General features: G+C 68.0%; 27 protein-coding genes. 9 read left to right on the top strand and 18 right to left on the bottom strand.

Annotated elements, in window-relative coordinates:
• Positions 1-314 precede the first annotated feature (314 nt).
• Genes qcrB through ctaE form a run of 4 tightly spaced genes read right to left on the bottom strand, consistent with a single transcriptional unit; the run spans position 315 to position 4,682 of the window.
• Entirely contained in the window at positions 315-1,967 is a 1,653-nt protein-coding gene (qcrB, locus tag ACWGSK_RS10005) for a cytochrome bc1 complex cytochrome b subunit (RefSeq protein WP_358515408.1), read from the bottom strand.
• A 3-nt stretch (positions 1,968-1,970) separates the two neighbouring features.
• Complete coding sequence (qcrA, locus tag ACWGSK_RS10000) at positions 1,971-3,098, bottom strand: cytochrome bc1 complex Rieske iron-sulfur subunit (RefSeq protein ID WP_358515411.1); 1,128 nt, start codon at positions 3,096-3,098, stop codon at positions 1,971-1,973.
• The gene (gene qcrC / locus ACWGSK_RS09995; RefSeq protein WP_452455666.1) at positions 3,091-4,038 is read right to left on the bottom strand and encodes a cytochrome bc1 complex diheme cytochrome c subunit; all 948 of its coding nucleotides are present in this window, start codon (positions 4,036-4,038) and stop codon (positions 3,091-3,093) included. Before qcrC ends, qcrA begins: the two co-directional genes overlap by 8 nt.
• Positions 4,039-4,055: 17 nt before the next feature.
• A complete protein-coding gene (gene ctaE / locus ACWGSK_RS09990; RefSeq protein ID WP_190318526.1) occupies positions 4,056-4,682 on the bottom strand; it encodes an aa3-type cytochrome oxidase subunit III in 627 nt (208 codons plus the stop codon).
• A 492-nt stretch (positions 4,683-5,174) separates the two neighbouring features.
• On the opposite strand from ctaE, the gene ACWGSK_RS09985 reads away from it, so the two are divergent.
• The 3 genes from ACWGSK_RS09985 (at position 5,175) to trpD (ending at position 6,971) form a co-directional block, all read left to right on the top strand.
• Entirely contained in the window at positions 5,175-5,606 is a 432-nt protein-coding gene (locus tag ACWGSK_RS09985; RefSeq protein ID WP_358515415.1) for a hypothetical protein, read from the top strand.
• Complete coding sequence (locus ACWGSK_RS09980; protein WP_358515418.1) at positions 5,603-5,776, top strand: hypothetical protein; 174 nt, start codon at positions 5,603-5,605, stop codon at positions 5,774-5,776. The genes ACWGSK_RS09985 and ACWGSK_RS09980 overlap by 4 nt, the downstream gene beginning before the upstream one ends.
• 73 nt (positions 5,777-5,849) lie before the next feature.
• Positions 5,850-6,971, top strand: coding sequence for an anthranilate phosphoribosyltransferase (gene trpD, locus ACWGSK_RS09975; RefSeq protein WP_452455665.1), 1,122 nt, complete (start codon positions 5,850-5,852; stop codon positions 6,969-6,971).
• Between the two features lie 97 nt (positions 6,972-7,068).
• Here the strand turns inward: trpD and ACWGSK_RS09970 are convergent, their stop codons facing one another.
• The 3 genes from ACWGSK_RS09970 to ACWGSK_RS09960 are packed head-to-tail and all read right to left on the bottom strand — an operon-like array spanning position 7,069 to position 9,858.
• Complete coding sequence (locus ACWGSK_RS09970) at positions 7,069-7,344, bottom strand: Lrp/AsnC family transcriptional regulator (RefSeq protein WP_067606568.1); 276 nt, start codon at positions 7,342-7,344, stop codon at positions 7,069-7,071.
• Between the two features lie 44 nt (positions 7,345-7,388).
• Positions 7,389-8,153 (bottom strand): rhomboid family intramembrane serine protease, encoded by a 765-nt coding sequence (locus tag ACWGSK_RS09965; RefSeq protein ID WP_358515424.1) that lies wholly within the window; start codon positions 8,151-8,153, stop codon positions 7,389-7,391.
• On the bottom strand, positions 8,131-9,858 hold the full coding sequence (locus ACWGSK_RS09960; protein WP_452455664.1) for a DEDD exonuclease domain-containing protein: 1,728 nt from the start codon (positions 9,856-9,858) through the stop codon (positions 8,131-8,133). The genes ACWGSK_RS09965 and ACWGSK_RS09960 overlap by 23 nt, the downstream gene beginning before the upstream one ends.
• A gap of 156 nt (positions 9,859-10,014) precedes the next feature.
• Here ACWGSK_RS09960 and ACWGSK_RS09955 point away from each other — a divergent pair, with 156 nt between their 5' ends.
• The 5 genes from ACWGSK_RS09955 to ACWGSK_RS09935 all read left to right on the top strand — a co-directional run bounded on the left by ACWGSK_RS09955 (position 10,015) and on the right by ACWGSK_RS09935 (position 15,498).
• A complete protein-coding gene (locus ACWGSK_RS09955) occupies positions 10,015-10,296 on the top strand; it encodes a hypothetical protein (protein ID WP_358515429.1) in 282 nt (93 codons plus the stop codon).
• Entirely contained in the window at positions 10,293-11,648 is a 1,356-nt protein-coding gene (locus ACWGSK_RS09950) for an NYN domain-containing protein (protein ID WP_358515431.1), read from the top strand. The genes ACWGSK_RS09955 and ACWGSK_RS09950 overlap by 4 nt, the downstream gene beginning before the upstream one ends.
• A 259-nt stretch (positions 11,649-11,907) precedes the next feature.
• Entirely contained in the window at positions 11,908-12,900 is a 993-nt protein-coding gene (locus ACWGSK_RS09945) for a C40 family peptidase (RefSeq protein WP_358515433.1), read from the top strand.
• Positions 12,901-13,232: 332 nt separating this feature from the next.
• On the top strand, positions 13,233-14,261 hold the full coding sequence (locus ACWGSK_RS09940) for a C40 family peptidase (RefSeq protein WP_358515434.1): 1,029 nt from the start codon (positions 13,233-13,235) through the stop codon (positions 14,259-14,261).
• 100 nt (positions 14,262-14,361) lie between these two features.
• Positions 14,362-15,498 carry a glycosyltransferase family 4 protein gene (locus ACWGSK_RS09935; protein WP_358515436.1) on the top strand — a complete coding sequence of 379 codons (1,137 nt, stop codon included), beginning with the start codon at positions 14,362-14,364 and terminating at the stop codon, positions 15,496-15,498.
• 23 nt (positions 15,499-15,521) lie between these two features.
• On the opposite strand, the gene ACWGSK_RS09930 is transcribed toward ACWGSK_RS09935, so the two are convergent.
• From ACWGSK_RS09930 to ctaC, 4 genes are all read right to left on the bottom strand, one after another.
• Positions 15,522-16,784 (bottom strand): Ig-like domain-containing protein, encoded by a 1,263-nt coding sequence (locus ACWGSK_RS09930; protein WP_452455705.1) that lies wholly within the window; start codon positions 16,782-16,784, stop codon positions 15,522-15,524.
• A 244-nt stretch (positions 16,785-17,028) separates the two neighbouring features.
• Positions 17,029-17,454, bottom strand: a complete 426-nt coding sequence (locus ACWGSK_RS09925) for a cytochrome c oxidase subunit 4 (RefSeq protein ID WP_358515442.1) — start codon at positions 17,452-17,454, stop codon at positions 17,029-17,031.
• A gap of 12 nt (positions 17,455-17,466) precedes the next feature.
• Positions 17,467-19,149, bottom strand: coding sequence for an aa3-type cytochrome oxidase subunit I (ctaD, locus tag ACWGSK_RS09920; protein WP_452455663.1), 1,683 nt, complete (start codon positions 19,147-19,149; stop codon positions 17,467-17,469).
• The gene (gene ctaC, locus ACWGSK_RS09915; protein ID WP_452455662.1) at positions 19,149-20,090 is read right to left on the bottom strand and encodes an aa3-type cytochrome oxidase subunit II; all 942 of its coding nucleotides are present in this window, start codon (positions 20,088-20,090) and stop codon (positions 19,149-19,151) included. The genes ctaD and ctaC overlap by 1 nt, the downstream gene beginning before the upstream one ends.
• A 404-nt stretch (positions 20,091-20,494) precedes the next feature.
• Here ctaC and ACWGSK_RS09910 point away from each other — a divergent pair, with 404 nt between their 5' ends.
• Positions 20,495-20,752, top strand: coding sequence for a sulfurtransferase TusA family protein (locus ACWGSK_RS09910; RefSeq protein ID WP_067606539.1), 258 nt, complete (start codon positions 20,495-20,497; stop codon positions 20,750-20,752).
• Positions 20,753-20,981: 229 nt separating this feature from the next.
• Here ACWGSK_RS09910 and rpsD read toward each other — a convergent pair whose 3' ends face one another.
• The 7 genes from rpsD to ACWGSK_RS09875 all read right to left on the bottom strand — a co-directional run bounded on the left by rpsD (position 20,982) and on the right by ACWGSK_RS09875 (position 26,662).
• Positions 20,982-21,593, bottom strand: coding sequence for a 30S ribosomal protein S4 (gene rpsD, locus ACWGSK_RS09905; RefSeq protein ID WP_067606537.1), 612 nt, complete (start codon positions 21,591-21,593; stop codon positions 20,982-20,984).
• A gap of 330 nt (positions 21,594-21,923) precedes the next feature.
• Positions 21,924-22,895, bottom strand: coding sequence for a carbohydrate kinase family protein (locus tag ACWGSK_RS09900; RefSeq protein ID WP_452455661.1), 972 nt, complete (start codon positions 22,893-22,895; stop codon positions 21,924-21,926).
• 233 nt (positions 22,896-23,128) lie between these two features.
• The gene (locus ACWGSK_RS09895) at positions 23,129-23,479 is read right to left on the bottom strand and encodes a HesB/IscA family protein (protein WP_358514543.1); all 351 of its coding nucleotides are present in this window, start codon (positions 23,477-23,479) and stop codon (positions 23,129-23,131) included.
• A gap of 277 nt (positions 23,480-23,756) precedes the next feature.
• On the bottom strand, positions 23,757-24,362 hold the full coding sequence (pspAB, locus tag ACWGSK_RS09890) for a PspA-associated protein PspAB (protein ID WP_358514545.1): 606 nt from the start codon (positions 24,360-24,362) through the stop codon (positions 23,757-23,759).
• A gap of 49 nt (positions 24,363-24,411) precedes the next feature.
• Entirely contained in the window at positions 24,412-25,338 is a 927-nt protein-coding gene (gene htpX / locus ACWGSK_RS09885) for a zinc metalloprotease HtpX (RefSeq protein WP_358514547.1), read from the bottom strand.
• Positions 25,339-25,622: 284 nt separating this feature from the next.
• The gene (pspAA, locus tag ACWGSK_RS09880; RefSeq protein ID WP_358514549.1) at positions 25,623-25,901 is read right to left on the bottom strand and encodes a PspA-associated protein PspAA; all 279 of its coding nucleotides are present in this window, start codon (positions 25,899-25,901) and stop codon (positions 25,623-25,625) included.
• Positions 25,898-26,662, bottom strand: a complete 765-nt coding sequence (locus tag ACWGSK_RS09875; protein ID WP_358514551.1) for a PspA/IM30 family protein — start codon at positions 26,660-26,662, stop codon at positions 25,898-25,900. The genes pspAA and ACWGSK_RS09875 overlap by 4 nt, the downstream gene beginning before the upstream one ends.
• Positions 26,663-26,754 lie beyond the last annotated feature (92 nt).

Genomic DNA, 26,754 nt, shown 5'->3' with positions numbered 1-26,754 from the left:
GTCGCACTCGTTTTTTTCCTTTTCTGCCCCGCTTCTGTGGGGGGTGGGGGGGGGGGGGGGGGTGGTTGTTTTTTTTTGGGGGGGGGGGGGGGGGGGGGGCCCCCCCCCCCCTCTCTTCGTACCCGGGGCGGCCAGAAGGCGCCGTAAGACCCCTGGGAGTGGTCCGGGCGTGAACCTCGGGCCCGGATCAACCCAGACGGAGTCCGAGGTCGCAGCGTGCGATACAGCGCCTCGAAGTCGGGTGGGAACGCGAAGGACCCGGCCGCGCTCGGCGGCCGGGTCCTTCGACTGTTCGGGGCGTACCCCGATGGACTCTAGTGGTCCTTGTCCTCGTTCTCGGCTCCATGGTGCAGGTGGTGCCCGGTGTGGGCCTCCACCCCCTCGAAGGAGATGTTGTCCTTCGTGTACCAGTGGGCCAGGGCGCGACGGAACCGGCCCATGCCCTTGCGGGCGTTGGGGTTCTCCACACCCTTGTCGTCGGTCTCGGGCTCCTCCAGTGCGGTGGAGGAGATGACCGGCTTGCTCTCCAGCACGTGGGTGGTCTCCGCCGAGCTCTCCTTGTGGACCTCGATGAACTCACCGCTGGGGAGCTGCTGGATGATGCCGCTCTCGTAGCCGTGCTCCAGGGTCTCCCGGTCACGACGCTGCAGGCCCAGGCAGATCCGCTTGGCGATGATGTAGCCCAGGACCGGACCCACGAAGATCAGCACACGGAAGATGTACGTGGTCAGGTACAGGTCGATCGAGAACGTCTCCGACAGGATGTCGTTCGAACCGGCGAGCCAGAGCACGCCGTAGAAGACGATGCCGCCGACGCCCAGAGCCGTACGGGTCGGGGCGTTGCGCGGACGGTCGGCGACGTTGTGGGCACGCTTGTCACCGGTGATCCACTGCTCGATGAACGGCCACGCCGCGAGCGCGCCGAACAGCAGACCCATGACGCCCAGGCCCGGGATCAGCACCGCCGTGATGATGGGGTATCCCTGGCCGATCGGGATCGTGAAGTCGAGCGTGTTCGGGAAGATGCGCAGCGAACCCTCCATGAAGCCCATGTACCAGTCCGGCTGGAGACCGGAGGTGATGGACGTCGGGCTGAAGGGGCCGAACAGGTGGATCGGGTTGATCTGGACGAACGCGCTCAGACCGGCGATCACGGCGAAGGTGAAGAAGAAGAATCCACCCGCCTTGACCGCGAAGGCCGGGAACATGGGTGTTCCGACCACGGTCTTGTCCGTTCGCCCTTGCCCTGGATACTGCGTGTGCTTCTGGTGCCACAGGATCATGAAGTGCGCCACGATGAGCGCCAGCAGGATCGCCGGGAGCAGCAGCACGTGCAGCATGTACAGGCGCGTGATGATGTCCTCGCCGGGGAACTCCCCGCCGAACAGGAACATCGAGATGTAGGAGCCCACCAACGGGATCGCCAGCATCACGCCCTGGAGGATGCGGACACCCATGCCCGAGGGCAGGTCGTCCGGCAGCGAGTAGCCGAAGAGGCCCTCGACCATGGCCAGGGAGAAGATGGCGACACCGATGAGCCAGTTGATCTCACGCGGCTTGCGGAACGCGCCGGTGAAGAACACACGGAGCATGTGCACCACCAGCGAGGCCACGAAGATCAGGGCGGCCCAGTGGTGGATCTGTCGAACGAGGAACCCGCCCCGGACATCGAAGTCGATGTGCAGGGTCGAGGCGAACGCCTCACTCATGGGAACGCCCTGGAGGCGCTCGTAGGAGCCGTCGTAGACGACCTCCAGCATGCTCGGCTTGAACCAGAGCGTGAGGAACACGCCGGTGACGAGCAGGATGATGAACGAGTACAGCGCGATCTCACCCAGCATGAACGACCAGTGGTTCGGGAAGACCTTGCGCAGGTTCTTCTCGCCGGTCTTGGCCAGGTGGAAGCGGTCGTCGATGAAGTTGCCGACGCCGCGCAGCGCCTTGGGTGCTTGCGTGGTCTTACTCATCGACTAGTCCTTGTATTCCCAGAACGTCGGCCCGGTCGGCTCGTTGAAGTCACCTCGGGCGACGAGGTAACCCTCGTCGTCGACGCCGATGGGCAGCTGCGGCAGCGGCCGGTGGGCCGGTCCGAAGACGACCTTGGCGGCGTCGGTGGCGTCGAACGTGGACTGGTGGCACGGGCACAGGATCCTGTGCGTGGTGCGCTCGTAGAGCGCCGCGGGGCAACCGACGTGGGTGCAGATCTTCGAGTAGGCCACGATGCCCTGGTGGGTCCAGTTCATGTGGGTCTCGTCGCTGCCCTCACGGACGGGAGTGTCCATGCCGGGCTTCCAGTCGTCCTCCGGCACCTTGATGAGCAAGATGACGGACTTGGCCTGGTCGGTGAGGCTCATCCCGTGCGGATACCCCTCGTCGTCCAAGGCCGGGAGCGCGGAGATCATCCCGTACGGGTCGTTCTCCAGGTCCTCGGCCTTGAGGTGACGGTGGGTGCCCTCGACGTACATGCGCATGCCGTCGACCCAGCGGGTCTCCTTCATCTGGTCGCCGGGGAGGGGCCCGGTGTCGCGCAGCAGCACGATCGGGGCCAGACCCAGCGGCAGCATGGCCAGGATGAGCGTACGGCGCATCAGCGGACGCTTGGTGAAGCCGCTCTCGTCGGCGCTCTTCATGAAGAACTCGCTGAAGGAGCTCTTCTCCTCCTCGCTGGAGGGAAGCTCGTCGTAGGGAGAGGCCACCTCGTAGTGGGGCATCACGTTGCGCGCCCACACCGTCATACCGGCGCCGATGGCGAACATCGCCAGGGTGAGCGTGCCACCCAGCAGCATGTTCGAGTACTGGCCGATCTGCGGGTCCGCGATCGCCGGCTCCCCCGCCGCGTTCGGCGGGAAGAGGAAGTAGGAGACCAAGAACCCGATACCGCCGAGGAAGGCGATGAGGAACCACACCGAGGCCAGCTTCTCGCCTCGACGCTGCTGCTCCTCCGGGCGCTTGTGGGTCTCCGAGGCCAGGTACGGCCCGTTGTGCTCACTCTCGGAGTGAGCCGAGGTCTCGGTCACCACGTCGTCGGTGTCCGCCGGGGTGCCGACGACACGTTCGTCGGCACCGGCCTCGTTGTTGTCGTTGTTGTTCTCAGTCATGGGCACGCTGCTTCGCCGTGATCCAGATCGCGCAGGCGATGATCAGGGACAGACCGATGGTCCATCCGATGAATCCCTCCGCGACCTGGCCGACACGCTCCAGGTCGAAGATGCCACCGGCGTTCGGTTCCGCCTGCAGCGTCTTCACGTAGGAGATGAGCTCCTGCTTCTCCTCGGGGGTGATGACGCCGTCGCTGAACATCGGCATGGCGCCGGGTCCGCTGACCATGGCCTCGTAGATCTCACGCGGAGTCGAGTCATGGATCTCGGGAGCCCAACGACCGTCGGTCAGGGCACCGCCGCCACCGGACCAGCTGTGGCAGTGCGCGCAGTTGGTCAGGTAGAGCTTCATGCCCATGTCGACGTCGTCGGCGCCCTCGATGTAGGCGTCGTAATCGGTCTCGTACTCCTCAAGAGCGATCTCGTAGGACTCCTCGTCCTCGAAGTTCTCGCGCTCGGGAGCGGCGGCCGGGACGTCATAGGGGATGTCGGCCCCCATGTCGTCGGTCCTGATCGACTCGTTGTAGTAGGCGATCAGGTCGGCCAGGTCCTGCTCGGACATGACCATGTCCTTGCGGGGCATCTGGGAATCGGGGTCCATCGACGGCATACGGCCGGTGCTGACCTGGAAGTCGACGGCGGCCGGCCCCACCTCACGGAGGTCGGGGCCGTTGGTCATCTCCCGGTTACCGTCCTCGTCCGTGTAGGTGCCACTCCCGTCGTAGTTGTGGCAGCTCGCACACGTCTGGTCGAAGATGGCCTTGCCGTTGGCCACGTCCACGTCCTCGGGGGACGGGGCCTCGGCCGAGAGCGTCTGCGCACGCGCCTCGTCCGAGGTGGGGGCCAGAGCGGCGAATCCCACCCCGAACAGGGCTAGCGCGAGGATGACGACGGCATACCCCGCCAGGGGATGCCGCCGCCGCGCGGTAATCCATTTCACGGTTTCCCCGTTTCGGGTCACTGGATGAAGTAGATGGTGAAGAACAAAGCGACCCAGACGACGTCGACGAAGTGCCAGTAGTAGGACACGACGATCGCGCTGGTCGCCTGTTGGTGAGTGAAGCGCTTCGCGGCGTACGTGCGTCCCAACATGATGAGGAACGCGATCAGACCACCGATGACGTGGAGTCCGTGGAAGCCCGTGGTCAGGTAGAACATCGACCCGTAGGCGCTCGACTGGAGAGTCAGCCCCTCGTGGACGATGAGCTCGTAGTACTCATAAGCCTGTCCAAGGATGAAGAACAGGCCCATGAAGAACGTGATGAAGAACCACATGCGCAGCTTCTTGACGTCGCCGCGCTCTGCGGCCCAAACGCCGAATTGCGCGGTGAAGCTGGAAGCCACCAGGACAATGGTGATCGTCGAGGCCCACGGCACGTTGAGGTGGACGTCCGCCCACTCGCCGAGCTCGGGGTTCCCGTTGGTCACCGATCGGATGGTGAAGTACATCGCGAACAGCGCGGCGAAGAACATGAGTTCGTTGGCCAGCCACACGATGGTGCCAACACTCACCAGGTCAGGACGCTTTGCCGCACCATGCGCTGATGCGGTTGCTGTTTTTGGGTTCGCGGTTGCTGTCGCCACGGGAGCATTATTACGGCATCCCGCGAAGACCCGTACTCGACCCCCCGTAAGGCGACGGATCAGGCCCGGGATCGGCCATCCTCTGCGGCTCGGGTGACGGTGTGGTCGTGACTCGGGCGTTACTGTAGCGGCCCCGCTCGTGATCCGGGGCACGCCACGCGCTTACACGCGAGAAGTGGCGCGAACCTGCGCGGCTGAGGCGTTCCGAGACGTTCAGTACCCCCTCGAAAGCCCCCCGAACCCTTCAAAAACAACGGCCCGGCATCGAAAGAATCACCTTTGGACAACGTCACCTCGGGAGGCCCTGAACGAAGGGCCCCGAGATCCTGGCATCCTGTGGTGTCCAAGGTCTCAACGCCTCAACGTCCACCCACCCTCATCCGGGGCGCGGGAGCATGAGGCAATAGAGTCGGAGTGGAAACAGTCAACGAACGCCACGGTCGCACCCCCCATGGCCGCGACCGAGGGCTGACGCGATGGGACGGTTGCGCGATGAGCGGTACGGACACGGGCGCCAGGATGCGCGTGCTGGTCTACAGCGACAAGGCCGACACCCGTGAGCAGGTCCGGACGGCCATCGGCCGCCGGCCCGCCACCGATGTCCCCAAGGTCGAGTTCGTCGAGTGCGCCACCGCGCCCGGCGCCCTGCGCAAGCTGGAGTCCAAGGACCCCGCCGAGCGCATCGACGTGGCCATCTTCGACGGTGAGGCCGCGCCCACCGGCGGGATGGGCCTGTGCCGCCAGGTCAAGGACGAGATCTTCCAGGGCCCGCCGATCCTGCTCCTGGTGGGCAGGCGGGACGACCGTTGGCTCGCGACCTGGTCGCAGGCCGACCAGGTGGTGAGCCACCCCATCGACCCGGTCGCGCTCGCCCAGGCACTGGCCGAGCTCATGCGCCGGCGTGCGGTCGCGCTCACGGGGTGACGACGACCGTGGGGCGTGACGCGCACGGCCGGCTGACGGCCGTAAAGGACAACGGCGAGAGAGACCTGCGCCGTCGGTTGGTGATGGGCGGAGCCCTCAACCACGGCGCCGACATCGGGCGATGGCGCGGCCGCGCCTACAACGCCCTCTCCTTCGCCCGGGGACGCTGAACGGGGCGGGCGCACTCGTGTGCCCGCCGCCGGCGCCCCTTTTCCTTTCCACGCCCTTCCGCCAGGAGTCCACATGAACGTCCCCGTTCCCTCGGCCGCGCCGGCCGAGAACAACGCGCTCGATACCAACGCCCAGGAGACCTCCGCCGTCCAGGAGCGGACCTGGTCCAACCTGATCACCGCCCTGCTGGGCGGGGTCTCCCTCAGCGCGGCCGACACCGAGTGGGCGATGAACGAGATCATGTCGGGTTCGGCCACCGACGCCCAGGTCGCGGGGTTCGCGATCGCCCTGCGCGCCAAGGGCGAGGGGGTGTCCGAGGTGACCGGTCTCGCCCAGGGCATGCTCGAACACGCGGTGCGTATCGAGGTGCCCGGGCCCACGCTCGACATCGTCGGGACCGGCGGCGACCGCGCGCACACCGTGAACGTGTCCACCATGGCGGCGATCGTGAGCTCGGCCGCGGGTGCCCGGGTGGTCAAGCACGGCAACCGCGCGGCGTCGTCCTCGTGTGGGACGGCCGACGTGCTGGAGCGTCTCGGTGTGGTCCTGGACCTGCCGCCGGAGCTGACCGTACGGCTGGCCGAGGAGGCCGGCATCTCCTTCTGCTTCGCTCCGCTGTTCCACCCGTCGTTGCGGTACGCGGCCAAGCCGCGCCGTGAGCTGGCGGTGCCGACCGTGTTCAACTTCCTGGGTCCGCTGACCAACCCGGCGCAGCCCACCACCTCCGCCATCGGCGTGTTCGACGAGCGCATGTGCGAGGTGATCGCGGGGGTGTTCGCCCGCCGTGGTTCGTCGGCGCTGGTGTTCCGCGGCGACGACGGTCTGGACGAGCTGACCACGGCCACCACCTCCACCGTGTGGGTCGTCCGCAACGGTGAGGCGCGTCAGGAGCGGCTGGACCCGACGGACCTGGGCATCGCGCGTTCGGCGCCCGACGCCCTGCGCGGCGGCGACGTGGACTTCAACGCCCAGGCGGTGCGCGACATGGTGGCGGGTCGGCCCGGCCCGGTGCGCGACGCGGTGCTGCTCAACGCCGGGGCCGCGCTGGCGGCGGTCGACGGTATCGAGGGCGACCTGACCGAGGCGGTTCGCGCCGGCTACGATCGGGCCGCGGCCGCGGTGGACGAGGGCGCGGCGCGGCGACTGCTGGAGACCTGGGTGAGCGCCAGTCAGGAGCTCGCCAAGGGCGTCTGAGGCGCCTGGGCCGCCTGTGGGGGCCTTCGAGGACGAGGAGGGGCGCGGTGGATTCCGATCCACCGCGCCCCTCGTGTTTTCGCCTGCCCGACCGGGTCTACCAACCGATCGCGAAGGCCGACTCCAGGTCGTGCTTGGAGTAGGTCTGGAAGGAGATGTGGGTGTCGGAGGAGGTCACACCGGGCACCTTGTTGACCCGGCCGGGGATCACGTCCGCCAGGTCCTCGTGGCGCCGGACCCGCACCATGGCGATGAGGTCGACGCCGCCGGTCACGGAGTAGACCTCGCTGACCCCGTCGATGTCGGCGATGGCCTCGGCGACCTCGGGGATGCGGTGGACGTCGGCCTTGATCATGACGATCGCGGTGATCACTGTGCCTCCTGGCGTTGGTAGAGCATGTGCGGGACGAGACACCCCTAGTACACGTCCGATAGGCGTGTTCCGGAGCGCCACCGCAGTCGGTAGACCGCCAGTCCCGCGATCACCCCCGCGACGAAGCCGTAGACGTGTGCCGCGTAGGCCACGCTGGATCCGCCGCCCGGGGCGGTCGAGGATGTGACGTAGAGAAGATACTGAAGCGCGAAGTAGCTTCCCACCACGGCCCACCCGGGCAGACGCATCGGGATCACCCCGAACACCAGGGTGGTGACCCGGCTTCGGAACTGGACCACGAGATAGGCGCCGAGCACCCCGGAGATGGCCCCGGAGGCCCCGATCATGGGGATCCCGCCGTCCTGGTCGACCAGCGCGTGCCCGAACGCGGCGACCACCCCGGTGGCCAGGTACAGCAGCAGGAAACGGACCTTGCCGAGCCGGTCCTCGACGACGGGACCGAACACGAACAGGTACACCATGTTGCCGAGAAGGTGGGCGGAGCCGCCGTGCAGGAACATCGAGCTGAGCACCGAGAACCAGACGACCTTGCCGTCGATGGGTCCGCATTCGGGGGTCAACGGTTCGGCCAGGTCGACCCGTCCGAGCATCTCGTCGGGGATGGCGCCCCAGCGCATGAAGTACGCGTCGATCGAACACACGCGTTCGAACAGGTCGACGGGATACCAGACGGCGGTGGCGGCCTGCGGGGAGAGCAGGTAGACGAGCACGTTGACCGCGATCAGGCCGTAGGCCACGACCGGGGCGCGGCGGACGGGGTGGTCGTCATTGAGTGGAAGCGCGGCCATGGGCCCAGTGTGTCATCCGAGTGTGCGCTTCGGCTCCCCGCAACGGGCATGTCCACTCACCTTCGACCTCCACCAGGCGCGCGCCGGGCGTGACGAGCCAGTCCAGGATCAGTTCGCTCTCCCCCGCGGTGGCGTTGGGGACCGGCCCGTGACCGGGCGGGACGCGTTCGGCGGTGGCGACCAGGGAGGCCAGGAAAGCGGTGGGGTCGGTGCCCGGGGTGAGGACGGCGCTCGCGGCCAGGCGTCCGTGACGGACCACGATCGTCTCCCATCCGGTGGCGCCGGGGCGTGAGGCGACCAGGTGCGGTACCGCGGCGATGGCGGTGAGCCGTTGGACTCGGCGGGCGCCGCGCAGGAAGGCCATGAGGCGGTCGCGCAGGCTCGCCGCCTCTTCGTAGCGCAGGTCCTCGGACAGCTCGTGGATGCGTCCGGTGAGGGCGTCCAAGACCACGGCCGGGTCGGTGGTCATGGCGGTGCGGGCGGCCTCGGAGTGGACCGTGTAGGCGTCCAGGGGCTCGGTGCCGTCGCAGGGCGCGCCGCAGCGGCCCAGTTGGGCGAGCACGCACTTGGGGACCACCCGTTCGGGCGGGGCGAAGGTGTGGGTGCACTGGCGCAGCGGCAGCGCGTGCAACAGCGCCTCCTTGGCCTCCTCGGCCTCGCGTGCCGAGTTGTAGGGGCCCAGGTAGGGGGCGTCGTCGTCACGAACCGCCCGCACGACCGACAGCCGGGGGTAGGTGTCCGTGGTGAGCTTGACCCAGCGGGCGTTCTCCGGGTTGCGGGAGCGACGGTTGAACGGTGGTTTGCGTTCGGCGATGATCCGCAGTTCGCGGACCGAGGCCTCCAGGTCGGTGGTGCACACGATGGGGGTCACCGACACCACCAGGCCGGCCATCTCCCGGATGCGGCGGCGCGATTCGGCCGCGGTGAAGTAGGAGGCCACTCGTCGGCGCAGGTTGTTGCTCTTGCCGACGTACAGGCTGCGCCCCTGGGCATCGTTGAACACGTACACGCCGGGGCGTTCGGGCAGGTCCTCGGCCAGGTGGCGTCTGGCCCGCTGGGCGCGGGTGGCGGGTTTGGCGACCGAGCGCAACTCCTCCAGGCTGGTGACGCCCAGCGGGGTGAGGCGTTCGATGAGCCCGTTTAGCACGTCCACGGTGGCGCGGGCGTCGTCCAACGCCCGGTGGGTGGGGGCGACGTGGGCTCCGAAGTAGGTGGCGAGCGTGCCCAGCCGGTGGTTACGGACCTGGGGCGCGGGGAGCAGGGCCCTGGCCAGGCGCAGGGTGTCGACCACCGGGGGCGCCGGCCATTCCAGGCCCGCACGTTCGCAGGCGGCCTTGAGGAAACCGGTGTCGAAGGGCGCGTTGTGGGCGACCAGAACGGTGCCGGGGGCCTCTTCCAGGAACGCGAGCAGCTCCGGCAGGACCTTCTCGATCGGCGGGGCCGTGGCCACCATCGCCTGGGTGATGCCGGTCAGCAGGGTGATGTTGGCCGGGATGAGCATTCCCGGGTCGACGAGGGTGGTGTACTCGCCGATGATCCCGCCGCCGCGAACGCGTACGGCCCCGATCTCGGTGATCCGGGACTTGGAGGCGCTGGTTCCGGTCGTCTCCAGGTCGACCACGACGAAGGTGGCCCCGGCCAGTGGAGTGCCGAGGTCGTCGATGCTGGTCTGGTCGCCGAAGGGCGTCGCGGGCTGTCCAACCACGCGGTCAGGTTAGTCGGGGGTGACGACCGAACCCGTCCGGGATGCCGGTCGACCCACCCGACATGGAAAGATGTGGGCGTGGGCGGTCCCGACGTCGAGTGACCGATGGGTCCGGCGACGGCCGCCACGAACAGGCAACGACACCGAGGAGGAACCGTGGGGATCGCGATGCCGGGTGACGATGAGCGTTGGCGATGCACCGGGTGCGGCAATCTCACGCGGTTCGACGTGACGCGCACCGTGCGTTCGCAGGACTACGTGCACCAGGAGCTGTCCGGCGCCGGCGCCGTCGAGGAGCGCACCGTGCTGGCGGAGACGATCGAACGGGTGAAGTGCCGTTGGTGCGGCGCCACCGACAGTGTGGAGATCGTCCCCCGTCCTGACGCCGAACAGTCGGTCCCCGACACTTCGGCGGAGAGCCCGACGGGTCGGTCATGAGCCCCGGCCCGGTGACGGGCGGCTCCGGCGAGGAGGACCGCTCCGAGCGGGAGGACGGTGAGGAGCACCTCGTGCGCTCCCTGCCCGAGCCGGTGCGCGCGCGGGTCGTGGAGTACGGGTCCGACGTGTTGGGCGGCATGCGCGCGTCGGACCTGCCGCCCGTGCTGCGCAGGGTGGCCAGGTTCGAGCCCCGTCGACGCGCACGACTGGCCGGACCGCAGATCGCCGCGCAGTTGGAGACCGACGCGGACTTTCGTGGTCTGGTCGCCGCTCGCGTGGAGCAGGTGTGGCCCGAACTCGCCGAGGGCATGCGGTCCGGGGTGGTCCCGCCCGCCGCCGATCCGGTGACGGTGGCCGCCTGCGCGTACCTGCTGCGTCCCCCCGGGTGGGCCGGGATCATCGAGGACGTCCACCTCGAACTGGACCGTCGGCACAGCGCCAAGGAGGTGGATGAGGCCGCCGAGGCGCTGGAGAGCGTACGCCGGGAGCTGGAGGAGGCCCGCCGCGGCCTCCAGACGGACCTGGAGCGACAGCGCGCCACCATCGTCGAGCAGCGCGCCGAGATCGCCGAGCTGCGCCGCAAGGTGCATCACGAGCGTCAACGCGCCAAGACGGCCACCGCCGAGGCCGAACAGGTCCTGTCCGAGATCCGGGACCGTCGGGACGAGACCGAGGGGCGGATCAGCGGCCTCGAAGTGGAGAACCGTCGGTTGCGTTCCCGGCTGGCCGACGCCGAGGCCCAGGTGGAGAACTCCCGCCGCGCGGTGCGCGCCGGCCGCAACGCCGACGAGGCGCGTCTGCGTGTGCTGTTGGACGTGTTGGTGGACGCCTCACACGGACTGCGTCGCGAGCTCGCGCTTCCCACCGGCCTGGACAGCCCCGCCGACCTGGTCGCCGAGGCCCATGAGGAACAGCGTCGGGTGTCCTTGGGCGGGCTGCCCGACGACGACCCGGGTCTGCTGGACCACCTGTTGACCGTGCCTCGGGTTCATCTGCTGGTGGACGGCTACAACGTCACCAAGACCGGCTACGGAAACCTGCCGTTGGCCGATCAGCGCAATCGCCTGCTCGCCTCGTTGGAGGGGCTGGCGAGTCGCACCAAGGCGGAGATCACCTGTGTGTTCGATGGCGCGGACGTGGACACTCCCCCGGTGACGCCCAGCCGCCGGGTCCGATTGTTGTTCAGCGCGCCCGGGGAGACCGCGGACGAGGTCATAGTCCGGCTGGTGCGGGCCGAGCCCCCGGGCCGGCCGATCGCCGTTGTGACATCCGACAAGGAGATCGTCCAGGCGGTGCGCGGGGTCGGCGCTCGGGCCGTCCCCTCCCTGATCTTCCTGCGAAGACTCGATTGAGAACGCGCCTGTTGTGACCACGGTCACCACCGAGCGTGGTGGTGACCGAGGCTCGTTGTGGTTGAGAGGGGAAGGCGCGTCCGCTAGGTTCATCCCGAACGTGAGTGCTTCGTCGGGTAGAAGGCCACCTTTGTGCCACCCCACCCCGGCGAGGGCCCGCACACTCATGTCGGCCCGCCTCAAGGCGTGGGCCCCCTACCCTTTCCGTCTCCCAGTCACCCCTGCGGACTTCTCAGACACTCAAGGAGCGTGGACCGCCATGAAGAACCCCGGTGGTCGGCGTACTGCTCGCCGAATCGCTACGACCGGCCTCGGTGTGGTCGCCGCCGGCACCTTCATCGCCCCCGGCATCGCCCATGCGGAACCGACCCAGGACGAGGTCGAGGACCGCATCGAGGAACTGAACCAGGAGGCCTCGGAGGCAGTCGAGGCCTACAACCAGGCCGAAGAGGACTACGAGACGGCCAAGGCCGCCTACGACGAACTCGACGAACAGGTCGGGGACGAGCAGGATCGCTACGACGAGCTGCGCGAGCAGGTCCAGCAGTTCGCCAACGCCACCTACCAGGGCGGCGAGCTCGACTCCACCACGAACATCCTCACCTCCGACGGCCCCGAGGCCCTGCTGGCGCAGAACGCCGACCTGAACTACCTGTCGGACGCCCAGCAGTCCCAACTCGACGACTTCGGTGACTCCTCCGAGCGTCTCTTCGCACTCAAGGACGAGGCCGAGACGTCCCTCGACGAGGCCGAGGACACCTTGGAGGAGAGCGAGGAGGCCAAGGACGAGGTCGAGTCCGCCATCGAGGAGCAGCAGGAACTCCTCGCGCAGTTCCCCGACGCGGACAGCTCCGGCGAGGGCGCCGACGACAGCGCCGGGCAGTCCCACGAGGGCAGCGGCAACGCCTCCAGCGCCCTGGACTTCGCCTACTCGAAGGTGGGCCTGCCCTACGTCTACGGCGGCACCGGCCCCAACGGATACGACTGCTCCGGTCTGGTCCAGGCGTCCTGGCGGGCCGCGGGCGTGGACCTGCCGCGTACCACCTACGCCCAGGCCGGGCTCGGCACCCGTATCAACGACATGGGCTCGCTCCAGCCGGGCGACATCATGTTCTTCTCCGGCCAGGCCCACAACGGTCTCTACGCCGGCAACAACCAGATGGTGCACGCCCCTCGCACGGGCCGCAACATCGAGGTCGTGGGACTGGCCGCCTACTGGGCCGGTCAGTTCGAGTTCGCCGTGCGCCTGTAGCGCGCCGCGCCGACACTCGTCGAGGCCGTCGTCCCTTCCGGGACGGCGGCCTTTTTTCGTTTCGCGGTGACACCGGGTAACGGCAAGTCAGGAGTTTCGGACAGGCCGCCTGATGCACCGGAACGTCACGAATCAGTTGAGAGCGGCCCAAGGGATGCACTAATGTTCATCGCCGAGCGTGGTCGCTCCTCTTCACCGAACCCCGTCGGTGACGACCACGTCCGGGCCGGGTCACTCCCCGCAGCCTTTCGGTCGACCTCTTCGACTTGGTCCCGCCCGGTGCACTCCCTTGTTCCCGCCTCATCCGGGACGAGGGGAGAAAGGTGTTGCCAGTGTCTGCATTCCGTGGCGCCTCCGGTCGCCGATCGGCCGTCATCGCCTCGATCTGCGTCGGGGCCTTCCTCGCCCCCACCGCCGTGGCGCACGCCGAGCCGACCGCCGACGAGGTGCGAGAGGAGATCGAGAGTCTCGAAGAGGAGTTCATCGAGCTCAACGCGGCCTACAACGACGCCCAGGAGGCGCACGAGGCCGCGGAGGAGAAGCTCGAAGAACTGCTCGGCGACATCGAGACCGCCGAGGAGACCATCGACGAGCTGAGCGGCGGGGTACGTAGCCTGGCCAACATCGCCTACACCGGTGTCGATCCGACCTCGCCCACCCACTTGATCGGCGCTACCGGCCCCGAGGAGGCCCTGGAGCACCAGGCCGATCTCACGTACCTGTCCGAGCAGCAGCAGGCCGGCCTGGATCAGTACGTCGACGAGCTGGAGCACCTGGAGTCCCTGCGCGAGGAGGCGGAGTCCACCGAGGAGAGCGCCGCCGACGCGTTGGAGGACGCGGAGGAGGCCACCGAGGAGGCCGAGGCCTCCATCGCCGAGCAGGAGGAACTGCTCGAAGAACTCTCCGCCGAGGAACAGGCCGAGGCCACCGAGAACGTCGGCAACGACAGTGGGAGCGGCGGCGGCGACAGCGGCGGCGGTGCGAACTACACCGGCCCGGCCACCGGCAACGCCCAGGTCGCCCTGGACTTCGCCTACGCCCAGATCGGCAAGCCCTACGTCTGGGGCGGCACCGGACCGGGCGGCTACGACTGCTCCGGGCTGACCCAGGCCGCCTGGGCCCAGGCGGGCGTCAACCTGCCGCGCACCACCTACGACCAGGTCAACGCCGGACAGCGGGTGTCCTGGGAGAACATGCAGCCCGGAGACCTGATGTTCTTCTACGGCGCCAGCCCCACCCACGTGGGCCTGTACGCGGGCGACAACGTGATGGTGCACGCCTCCACGTCCTCGCGCCCCATCGGCACGGTCACCCTCAACGACTACTACCGCTCCAGCTTCACCACCGCCGTGCGGCCGTGACCTGTCGCCTCTCCGCTTCGCCCGGGCCCGTGGTGCGTTCGCCACGGGCCCGAGGCGTCTTTCCGCAACCCCCGAGGAAACTCCCCCTAGACTCACCAGGGTGTCGCGAACCCTGATCATCACCAACGACTTCCCACCCCGCGCGGGCGGCATCGAGTCCTTCGTGCACGAGCTCGCCCTGCGCCACCGGCCCGGGTCGGTCGTGGTCTACTGCTCCTCCCCCCAAGCCGCCGACCAGGCGGCCGACCCCCACTTCGACCTCCGTCAGCCCTTCCCGATCGTGCGGGACGCGGCCAAGGTGCTGCTGCCCACTCCACGAGTGGTGCGACGGGCGCGGGTGATCGCCGAACTCGAAGGGTGCGACTCCGTGCTCTACGGCGCCGCGGCCCCGTTGGGGTTGGCCGCGGCCCACCTGCGTCCCCTGCGGCAGGTCGCGCTCACCCACGGGCATGAGACCGGTTGGACCGTCCTACCCGGGCCCGCCACGGCGCTGCGACGGATCGGCGACACCGTGGACACCGTCACCTACCTGGGCGAATACACCCGACGCCGGTTGGCGCGCTCCCTGTCCCCCGCCGCCGGCGCGCGCATGCGCCGGTTGGCCCCCGGCGTGGACACCGACCGTTTCCGGCCCGGCGCCGGAGGCGAGGAGGTGCGCGAACGTCTGGGGTTGGGCGAACGCCCCGTGGTGGTGTGCGTCTCGCGCATGGTGCCGCGCAAGGGGCAGGACACCCTGATCCGTGCCTGGCCGCGGGTGCTGGCGGACGTCCCCGACGCGGTATTGCTTTTGGTGGGCGAGGGTCCTTACGCCTCCCGGCTGCGTTCGGCCGCCGCCGGGCTGGACTCGGTGCGCTTCACCGGCCCGGTCCGGGCCGAGGACCTGCCCGCCCACTACGACGCGGGCGACGTGTTCGCCATGCCGTGTCGGACCCGGCGGGGCGGGCTGGACGTGGAGGGCCTGGGGATGGTCTACCTGGAGGCGTCGGCCACCGGGTTGCCGGTGGTGGCGGGGTCCTCGGGCGGCGCCCCGGACACGGTCCTGGAGGGCGAGACCGGGCACGTGGTGGACGGATCCTTGCCCGGTCCCGCAGCCCGAGCGCTCATTCGACTCCTGAAAGACCGCGACCGCGCCGCCCTGATGGGCGCACGCGGCCGCGAATGGGTTACCCGGGAGTGGGGTTGGGATCAGACCCTGAGTCGCCTTGACGACCTCCTGAGAGGCCCTGAGGGGATCTGAGGCGTCCCCGTGGCCCCTGCCTCCTAGAGGTCCTCCCCATGGACGTCCCCGGGGGTTCCCGACCCGTCGGTGCCCTGGGGCTCACCGGTGGCGCTCTGCTCCAGCCACTCCTCCCAGGAGCGCTGGTAGAAGCCCCAGCCGTTGTCCCATTCCAGCTCGCGGTCGGTACCGGTGGTCTCCAGGACGTCGCCCATCAGCGACTCGTCGTGGAACCAACGAGCGTCCTCGACGGTCATGTTGGTGCACCCGTTGGAGGTGTTGGCGCTGCCCAGGTTGCCGGCGTTCCAAGGGGCGGCGTGGGAGAACTCGCCGCTGTTGGAGGTGCGCACCGCCCAGTCGACGTCCAGTCGGTAGTGACCGGGTTCCCCCTCCTCGATTCCGACGGTGGCGGAGTCCATCACCAGGGACTCGTACTTCTCCATGGTGAGGTGGACACCGGAGGTCGTCGTGTTGAAGCGTTCGTCGGCGGCCCCGTTGCTCACCGGGATGGTGCGGACGTTCTCACCGTCGACGGACACCTCCATCTCGTGGTCGGGGACATGCATCGTGGAGATCATCTCCCTACCGACCTCGAACTCGATGCGGTGATCGCTCACCCCGAAGACACCGTCGGAGGCCTCCACCCCGGCCAGGTGCAGGTCGACCGCGATCTCCTGGTAGGGCTCCCAGTACTCCTCCGGTCGAAAGACCGCCATCTGGTCGGAGACCCAGTTCCAGGCCCCCTGCGCCTCCTCCTCGGAGATGACCTCCATGGAGTTCTCCACCTGCTCCTTGTTGGTGACGGGCAGGTCGAAGTTGATGATCACGGGCATGCCCACCCCGACGGTCTGCCCCGAGGTGGGGAAGTTGGAGACCAGTTCGAGGCTCTGCCCTTCCGTGGTGTCCTGCGTGGTGAACTCGGAGACGACCTCGGTCTCCTCGCCCTCGGCGTCGGTGGCGGTCGCGGTCACGGTGATCGCCGAACCGGGATGCAGGTTCCAATCGGCCACCCAGGCGTCCTCGGCCTCGTTGAGGGTGCCGGTGACGTCGTGGACCGTGGGTTCCTCCGCCCCCTCCGCCTCACCGTCGCCCGCCTCGGACGCCTCGGACGGGTCGACCTGGTCGATCCGCACGTCGGTGATGGTCCCGCCCTCGGCCGCGACCCGGACCGGGGTGTTCGGCGCGATCTCGGTGGCTCCCGGTTCGGGGGTGATGGTGACCTCGGGACCGGCCTCCTCGGTGGCCTGCTCGTCCGTCTCCGGCTCCTCATCGGTGCTGCAGGCGGTGAGCAGGACGAGCACGGCCATGGCCAGGGCCCCTCGTGAGTGGGCTCGTCGCTTCACACAGTCCTCCAACGTCCATTCGGTCGGCGCACCGGAGCGTCCGGCCAGGGCCGGAGCCTTTCCGTGCCCTTCGGGCAACGATAAAACAACGGCCCCGGTGCCCGGCACGCGTCACACGGACGCGTGGCCGGCCACCGGGGCGGTGACACTCACATCTTACCCTGGGTGATCATCTTCCCTCGAAGAGCAATCGCCTCCGGGGTCGATCTCAGTGCTGGAACTCCTTGCGGTAGTACTCGAAGACCCAGCCGATCGTGGTCAGGATGATGGCCAGGAAGCCGAGGAACAGCATCCACCAACCGATCGCCATACCGACCGCCGTGAAGGCGACGGCCAGCGCGACGAACATCGGCCACCAGCTGTGCGGGCTGAAGAACCCGTACTCGCCGGAGTTCTCGGCGATCTCACCGTCGAGGCGCTCCTCGGGGGGAAGCCCGTGGTGGTGCTCACTACGGCGAGCCGACTGCCAGAGCCAGAACCCGATCATCCAGCCGAAGCCGATGCCGATGATCAGGATGGTGGAACCGGCCCACTCGATCTGGCCGGTCTCCAGGTAGGACCAGTAGATGTACAGGGCACCGACCAGACCGAAGAAGGTCGCGATCCCCATGAACAGGTAGGCCTGCATCTTCATATGGGCCGCCTCCTACTTCTTCTCGGCACCGGCGGCGACGGCACCGGGGGCCGCGACGTGCGGGTGGTTGAGGTCGAAGGCCGGACGCTCGGACCGGATCCGCGGCAGCGACGTGAAGTTGTGCCTGGGCGGCGGGCAGGACGTGGCCCACTCCAGGGAACAGCCGTAACCCCACGGGTCGTCCACCTCCACCATCGGCGCCTTCTTCGCGGTGACGTAGATGTTCCAGAAGAAGATCAGCGTCGAGGCGGCGAGGACGAACGAGGAGATCGAGGAGATCTGGTTCAGCTCGGTGAACCCGTCGTCGGGCAGGTAGTCGGCGTAACGACGCGGGAAGCCCGCCACACCCAGCCAGTGCTGCACCAGGAACGTGCCGTGGAAACCCAGGAACAGCAGCCAGAAGTGGAACTTGCCGAGCTTCTCGTTGAGCATCTTGCCGGTGAACTTGGGCCACCAGAAGTAGAAGCCCGCGAACATCGCGAACACCACGGTGCCGAACACCACGTAGTGGAAGTGCGCCACCACGAAGTAGGAGTCGGTGACGTGGAAGTCCAGCGGCGGCGAGGCCAGGATGACGCCGGTGATACCACCGAAGAGGAAGGTCGCCAGGAAGCCGATCGTGAACAGCATCGGCGTCTCGAAGGAGAGCTGCCCCCGCCACATCGTGCCGATCCAGTTGAAGAACTTCACACCGGTCGGTACCGCGATGAGGAACGTCATGAACGAGAAGAACGGCAACAACACCGCGCCGGTCGGGAACATGTGGTGCGCCCACACGGTCACGGAGAGGCCGGCGATGGCGATGGTGGCCGCCACCAGGCTCTTGTAACCGAAGATCGGCTTGCGGCTGAACACCGGCAGGATCTCGGTCGCGATACCGAAGAACGGCAACGCGATGATGTACACCTCGGGGTGACCGAAGAACCAGAACAGGTGCTGCCACAGGATGGCGCCGCCGTGCGCCGGGTCGAACACGTGGGTACCGACCATGCGGTCGGCGCCCAGCGCGATCAGGGCTCCGGTCAGGACCGGGAAGGCGATGAGCACCAGGACGCTGGTCAGGACCACGTTCCAGGTGAAGATCGACATGCGGAACATCGTCATACCGGGTGCGCGCATGCACAGGGCGGTGGTGATGAAGTTGACCGCACCGAGGATGGTGGCCAGACCGGACACGGCCAGGCCCAGGATCCACAGGTCGCCGCCCAGTCCGGGAGAGCGCACCGCGTCCGACAGCGGGGTGTAGGCGAACCAACCGAAGCTGGCCGCGCCACCCGGGGTCAGGAACCCGCTGATCGCGATGAGGCTACCGAAGAGGAACAGGTAGTAGCCGAACAGGTTCATCCTCGGGAACGCCACGTCGGGCGAACCGATCTGAATCGGCATCATGACGTTCGCGAACCCGACGAACAGCGGGGTCGCGAACATCAGCAGCATGATCGTGCCATGCATGGTGAACAGCTGGTTGAACTGCTCGTTGGACATGAACTGCATGCCCGGCGAGAACAGCTCCAGACGCATCAGGACCGCCAGCACCCCGCCGAAGAGGAAGAAGGCGAAGGAGGTGATCAGGTACATGTACCCGATGATCTTGTGGTCGGTCGACGTCATCCAGTTGACGAGGAGCGACCCCTTGCGCGACGGTGCCTGACCATCGGTGCGAGGCTTGGTCGCCTCGGTTGCCGTCGTACTCATCACTCGTCATTCTCCTCGGTCGCCTCGGCGCCGGAGCCCTCGGCCCCGGTGCCCTCGGCCCCGGAACCCTCGGCCGAGTCGGTGGAATCCTCCACCAGACCCTCGGCGTCGGCCTCCTCGGAGGCCAGTTGTTCCTGTTCGGCGTCCCAGGCCTCGTACTCGTCCTGCGGCAGGACCTCGACGTTGAAGAGCATGCGGGTGTGGTCGACACCGCACAGCTCGGCGCAACGACCGACGTACGTGCCCTCGGTGCCCTCGGTCATGTCGACCTGGAACGCGTTGTCGCGTCCGGGGATGACGTCCATCTTGAAACCGAACGCCGGGATCCAGAAGGAGTGGATGACGTCGGGAGAGTGGAGGTCGAAGTGGACGACCGAGTTCTCGGGCAGGACGAGGGTGGGCTGAGTGGAGCGGTCGGCGGTGCCGTCCGGGTTGGGGATACCCACCTCGGAGTGGAGCACCTCCCCACCGTTCTCCTTGGTGTCGTCCATGTAGTTGAACTGCCAGGCCCATTGGAAGGCCACGACCTCAACATGCACGTCCGCGGGCTCTTCGGTCTCCATCAGGTACGCCTGGTCTCGGGCGGTGAAGAAGAAGAGCACCGAGATGACGACGATCGGCAACACGGTGTACAGCGCTTCGATGGGCATGTTGTACCGCACCTGCGGCGGCAACTGCTCAGAGCGCTTGCGGTGGAAGAGGATCGTCCAGATGAACAGTCCCCATACGAGAATGCCGACCGCGAAAGCGGTGACCCACGAGCCCTGCCAGAGCGCGAGAACACGCTCGGCCTGCTCGGTGATCGGTTCCGGCATGCCCAAACGAGTGAGCTCGTTCGACGCGCAGCCGGTCGCGGCCAGCCCCAACACGGCGAGCGCGGCGCCGCGTGGTGCCCATCGGCGCAGTGTCGAGCGCCGATTTTTTTGGCGGGTCGGACTCACGGATTGCCTTCCCAGCGGTGAAGCCCGCGGATCCTCCACGGGCGGCCTAAGTATCCAAAGCTTTTCAGGGGGAAACATTATCGCGAACCGGTCGAGGTGCCGCTCATGGGCTCACCTGGTCAGCGTGTTGTGCCAGGCGTGCCTCCCGGAACGCTCGTCCGTCTCGCGGAGCCGGGCCAGGTCGCCCGCGAGGGACTTCCTCCCGGCTGGCTACGAGGCGCGGCCCGGCGTATCCCCGGACCCTCGGCCGGGTTCCCGCACATCACCGCCATGGGCGGGGGTGCGCGCGTTCTCGGCACGAGACTAAGGCGAGCGTATCGCTGGGTTTACGACACCCTTAACCGGGTGCGCCTTTTCGAGCGGCCCAGGTCAAGATAAGGACACAGGACGACGACCGACGAGGAGTGGACGTGCCCGAGCGACCGACCGAACAGCGACCCCTGGTCACCGTGGAGGCGGTGGGCCGCAAGTGCCCTGTTCCGATCATCATGTTGGCCGCCCGATTGCACGAAGTGCCCATCGGTGCGGTCATCGCGGTCACCGCGGACGATCCCGCCGCGAGCGCGGACATACCGTCCTGGTGCCGGATGAAGATGCACGAGTTCGTCGCGGAGCGGCCCTTGGCGCGGGGTAGCGCTTTTCACATCCGACGGATGTACTGACCGCCCGAAGACGCCCTCCGCACCGGAACGGGACTTTCGGTCCCGTTGCGATAACGATTGGCGCCGGCCGGTGTTCTCGGCACGGCGCGGAGCACCCGCCCGCCCCTCCCCCGAAGATGAGGCGACGGGCGGGCACAACACGAAGGCCGCGCGGACCGGGGTCCGCGCGGCCTGTCCCGCGGACGGGGCCCGCCCCGTCAGGGGCCGATCCCATCGGTGCGGGAGGTGCCTAGCGAGCGTAGAACTCGACGACGAGCTGCTCGTCGAAGGGAACCGGGATCTGCTCACGCTTGGGGCGGTCGATGACCGCGACGCGCAGGTCCTTGTGGCTCACGGCCAGGTAACCGGCGATCTTGTCGTCGGCGTGGACGCCCTCGGCGGCCTCGACGAACGGGACCATGGAGCGGGACTTCTCCCGAACGCTGATGATCTGGCCCGGCTTGACCTGGTACGACGGGATGTCGACCTTCTTGCCGTCCACGGTGATGTGACCGTGGTTGACGAACTGACGCGCGGCGTAGATCGACGCGGCCAGACCCGAGCGCAGGACGACCGTGGCCAGACGCAGTTCGAGCTCGGTGAGCATCTCCTCACCGGTACGGGCGGCGCGCTTCTTGGCGTTCTCGTAGACGCGGAGCAGCTGCTTCTCGGTCAGGTCGTAGTACCAGCGCACCTTCTGCTTCTCCGCCATACGAACGGAGTAGTCAGAGCTGTTGCGACGAACACGACGGCCGTGCTCACCAGGCGGGTACGGACGCTTCTCGAAGTAGCTGACCGCCTTACGGGTCAGCGGAGTGCCGGCGCGCCGGGACAACCGCACCTTCGGTCCGGTGTAGCGCATGCATAGTCCTTTCAGGATGAATCAGGGAATCCCAGGTAAGGCTGGCCTAGAACTGGGAGGCGCCGGAGGCGCCCGAGCCCCGTGCCCGCGAATGCGAGGCGAACGGAAGGCGGGTTCCCCACCGCCGCGCGCGACCCCGCGCGAACGGCTTGGGCGAATGAACCGGTACGCGTTTCAGCGCACCGGGGCGGCACAGGTGCACCTGTGCGGGTCGCGACCATCCACTTTACGGGGTCCGGGGCACCACCCCGACCAGAACCGTGGTTCTCGTGGCCGTGGGCGGTGCCCGGCTCCCGGATTCCGGGCCGAAGCGCTAACGAAGTCCCGGAACTACAGGTGCGGCTTGACCTCGGTGGCGGCGTCCGTGCCGTAGGAGCGCTCGATCCGCTCCAGCAGGCTCTCGGGGGTGAGGGTGTACTCCTGCGGGCCGTCGGCCTCAAGGCAGTGCACGGCGGTGGCGTTGCCGACCTGGGCGGCGCGTTCCAGGGACAGGCCTCGGGAGTGCGCGGCCAGGAACCCGGCACGGAAGGAGTCACCCATGCCGGTGGGGTCGACCAGTTCGTCCACGGCCGCCGCCCCGACGTGGATGCTCTCCTCGCCCCGGCGGTCGATCCGAGCACCCTTGGCGCCCAGGGTCGTGACGCGGGTACCGACCTCGTTGAGGATCTCCTCGTCGGACCAGCCGGTCTTCTGCTCGGCCAGGGCCTTCTCGTACTCGTTGGAGAACAGCAGGTCGGCGCCCTTGATGAGGGTGCGCACCTCAGGACCCTCCATCCGAGCGAGCTGCTGGGAGGGGTCGGCTGCGAAGGGGATGCCGCGGGTACGGCACTCCTCGCTGTGGCGGACCATCGCGGCCGGGTCGTCCGCGCCGATCAGGACGAGGTCGAGTCCGCCGAGCCGGTCGGAGATCGGCTGGATCTCGATGTTGCGGGCCTCGGCCATGGCGCCGGCGTAGAACGAGGCGATCTGGTTCTGGTCACGGTCGGTGGTGCACACGAAGCGCGCGGTGTGGCGCAGTTCGGAGATGAGCACGGAGGAGGTGTCGACTCCGTGTCGGTCCAACCAGGAGCGGTACTCCTCGAAGTCCTGTCCGGCCGCGCCGACCAGGACGGGGTTCAGGCCGAAGGCGCCCAGACCGAAGCAGATGTTGGCCGCGACGCCACCGCGGCGCACGTCCAGCTCGTCGATCAGGAAGGACAGGGACAACTGCTGGATCTGCTCGGGGATGATCTGCTCGGCGAACCGACCCTCGAAGGACATCAAGTGGTCGGTGGCGATGGATCCGGCAACCGCGATACGCACGGGAGGTGGGCTCCTTGGTGGGAAGAGGGATCGGCGCTCGGGGCGAGCCGGCCGAGCCGCCACGGGCACGCGCCCGTTCGGACCTGCCAAGGGTACCCATCACGCGGGCCGAATGGCCTTCCCGACCCGAAAAACGGAAAGGGAGGATGGACGCGGACGCGCGTCCATCCTCCCCATCGACCCGGTTCCGAACCACGGGGGTGACCGAACACCCCCGAACGAAGCGGCGGCGCTTAGTTGAACGAGTCGCCGCAGGCGCAGGAGCCGGTGGCCATCGGGTTGTCGATGGTGAAGCCCTGCTTCTCGATCGTGTCGACGAAGTCGATGGTCGCCCCGGTGAGGTAGGCGGCGCTCTTGCGGTCGGTGACGACCGCGACCCCGCTGAAGTCCGTGATGATGTCACCGTCGAGGTCGCGCTCGTCGAAGTAGAGCTGGTAGCGCAGCCCCGAGCAACCACCGGGCTGCACACCCACGCGAAGGCGCAGGTCGTCGCGGCCCTCCTGGTCGAGCAGGGACCGGACCTTGCCGGCCGCCTCATCGGTGAGGATGACTCCCTGCGCGGTGTCCTCGGTCTGAACCGTCATGTCGTAAAGCTCCTCTGAAAAGGGGTTGCGGCCGCCTGGCGACCCCGGTCGCTCACGAGGCAGGCCCCGAGGGTCCTGTCCTCTTCAACGGGTCCCAACACCGGGGACCGATGAGGCATTCCACCGTTCGGCCGCTGTGTTCGCCCTGTCACCGCCAGGCCCCACGGTGTACGTGTGACCTGGGCGACGTACGGGCCTGCCCGTATGCACCAGGGTAATCCGGGCCGCGTCCCAATGCCATCTTCCGAAGGTCACTCCGGGCCGTTCCGGGTGGGCGTCAAAGTCCCGGCGCTCCGTAGACGGGGAACCAGCGGGACCGATCCTTCTCCATCGGCAGGTCGTCGCCGATCGCCGCCTCCACCTGAAGCTCCAAGGCGTTGTCCCGGCGTTTGCCGCCCGCGGGCGCGAAGGGATAGAAGGTGCCCCGCTTGTACAGGTACACCAGGCCCACCGAACGACCGGAACCGTCGGTGAAGCCCACCAACGAGCAGAGCAGCGAGGGGCCGTACCCGTTGACCTCCAGGGTGGAGTTGACCGCGTGCAGGTCGGTGACCAGGCCGCTGATGTCGGTGTCGGCGAGTGCGTCACCGCTCGCCTCCTCCGAGGTCGAGGCGCCGCGCACCACCAGCCACGTGTAGCCGTAGTCGTCGGTGGTCTGCTCCACCGGCGGACCTTCGTCGGCGTCCAGCAATGCGGTGACGTCGCGTTCGACGTCGGCGAAGGCGGCGCCCTCCGCGGCCCGGAAGGCCACCGAACCGCTGCCGGTGGGCGCCAGGCCCACCCCGGCCCGCAGGGTCAGCGCCGCGGTGGGCAGACCGAAGAGCGCGTCGAGATCGGGTTCGGCCGGCTTCGACCGTCCCAGCAGTGCGCGCCAGAAGCTCATGAGGGTCCTCTCTGTGTCCCGGTCCCGGTTCCCCGGACCCGCCCCCGTCTCAGGCTCCGCGGCCGAGTTGGCGGGAGATGTCGGAGAGCTGGGCCAGTCGCTGTTCGACCGGCGGGTGGGTGGCGATCAGCTGACTCATGCTGAATCCCTTCTTCGCGAAGGCCGGGGCGAAGAAGAAGGCGTTGAACGGCTCGACCTGACGCAGGTCCCGGGTGGGGATGGCCGCCATGTCGCCGGTGATCTTGGACAGCGCGCTGCCCAGCATCGAGGGGCGGCCGGTGAGGTAGGCCGCGGCACGGTCGGCGGACAGTTCCCGGTAGCGGGACAGGGCGCGGGTGAGCAGGAAGCTCAGGGCCCAGGCGATGGCGCTGACCAGCACCACGAGCAGGGCGATGACGGCGGGCGCGGGACCGTTGTTGTTGCTCCGGCCGCCGCTGGCCCCGGCGAACATGGCGAAGCGCAGTCCGGCCTGGGTGAGGAACCCGGCGACGATGCCCAGGAACCCGGCGATGGTCATGACCATGACGTCGCGGTGCGCGATGTGGGAGAGCTCGTGGGCGATGACCGCCTCCAGCTCGGGGCCGTCGAGGCGGCGCGTCAACCCGGTGGTCACGCAGATGACCGCGGACTTCTCGCTGTGGCCGGTGGCGAAGGCGTTGGGCACGTCGGTGTCGGCGATACCGACCTTGGGCTTGGACATGTCGGCCATGGCGCACAACCGGTCGACCAGGGCGTGCAGGTCGGGGGCCTGTTCGGGGGTGACCTCCTTGGCTCCCATGGAGAACATGGCGATCTTGTCGGCGGAGAAGTAGGAGAACAGCGCGAACGCGCCGACCAGGATCAACACCAGCCAGATGTTGAGTCCGGCCAGTACCAGCCCCACGATGAACGCCACGTAGACCAGGATCAGGAGGAACATGGTCGTGACCATCCGGGCCGTCAGCCCACGGTCCGGACGGAACTTCGAACCAGCCACGGCTTTCCCCTCCACGATGTTTGTTCCGGAGTGTAGTTCGGCCAGGTGAGAAAAGGGTTAAAGCGGAATTGTCGCGTGTTCGTCGTCCCGGTGTCACCGAGAAACACCACGGCCGCCGTGACGGGTCACGGCGGCCGTGGTCGAAGAACACGCGCGAAGGCACTGGGCGCGGGCCGGGCCGGAAGGGAACCGATCCTGATCCGCGTCGTCGGCACGGGACCCACCCGGACGGTGGTGGTGAATCCCATGAGGACACATGTCCGCGTCCGTTGTCCGGGGATGGGCTATCCGGGGATGAGCCCGTCGTCCTGCAGCATCTTGCGGACCTCGTCCATGCTCGCGTCGGCGTGCGGCAGGATGAACTGCGAGGGCTCCAGGGAGTCCGCCGGCAGGGGCCTGCTGTCCTCCCGCACCTTCGTCAGGAGGTCGTTCAGGGCCTTGCGGAACTTCTCCTCGTCGCCCGACTCGATCGCGGTCTCCAGAGCGGCGTCGAAGGAGTTGAGTACGTCGAGGTCGGCGTCGGTGAGGTCCACCTGACCCTCACCCATGATGCGGACGATCACTGGCCCTCCCGGCTACCGTTACCACCCTCGATCTGCTGCGGAGCGGAACCACCGCTGCCGCCGCCCAGTTCGAGCTTCATCCGCTCAAGCTCGGCGTCGACGCCGCTGGTGCTGGCCATGCGGTCCAGCTCGCTCTGGATGTCGTCACGCGGACCGGTGCCCGTGACGTCGTCGAGGGCGCCGGAGGCCAGCAGCTCGTCGACCGCGCCGGCACGGGCCTGCATCTCGGCGGTCTTGTCCTCCGCCCGCTGCACGGCCATGCCCACGTCGCCCATCTCCTCGGAGATGCCCGAGAACGCCTCACTGATCTGCGTCTGGGCCTGGGCGGCGGTGTAGGTCGCCTTGATGGTCTCCTTGCGCGTGCGGAAGGCGTCGACCTTCGCCTGCAGGCGCTGGGCGGCCATCGTGAGCTTTTGCTCCTCGCCCTGGAGGTTGGCGTGCTGCTCGCGCAGGCCCTCGATCTGACCGGTCAGACCGGAGCGTCGGGTGAGGGCTTCGCGGGCGAGGTCCTCGCGTCCCTGGCCCAGCGCCGCCTTGCCCTGGTTCTGCAGCTTGTCGGACTGTTGTTCGAGCTGCTGGATCTGGAGCTCGACGCGCTTACGGGAGGTCGCGACGTCGGCGACGCCTCGGCGCACCTTCTGCAGGAGCTCGAGTTGTTTCTGGTACGAGTAGTCGAGGGTTTCCCTTGGGTCCTCGACGGAGTCCAAGGCCTTGTTGGCCTTCGACTTGAAGATCATCGAAAGTCGCTGAAACACGCTCATCGGCGTGGCCGTCCCCTTCTCGCTGCGTACATCGGCAGTTCCCAGCGGGCGCTTTGCCCAACCCTACGCGGTCTGGCCCGCGGTCGCCATAA

The organism is Nocardiopsis sp. NPDC055551 (assembly GCF_053619415.1).
This window is presented reverse-complemented; position numbering and strand designations above follow the sequence as displayed.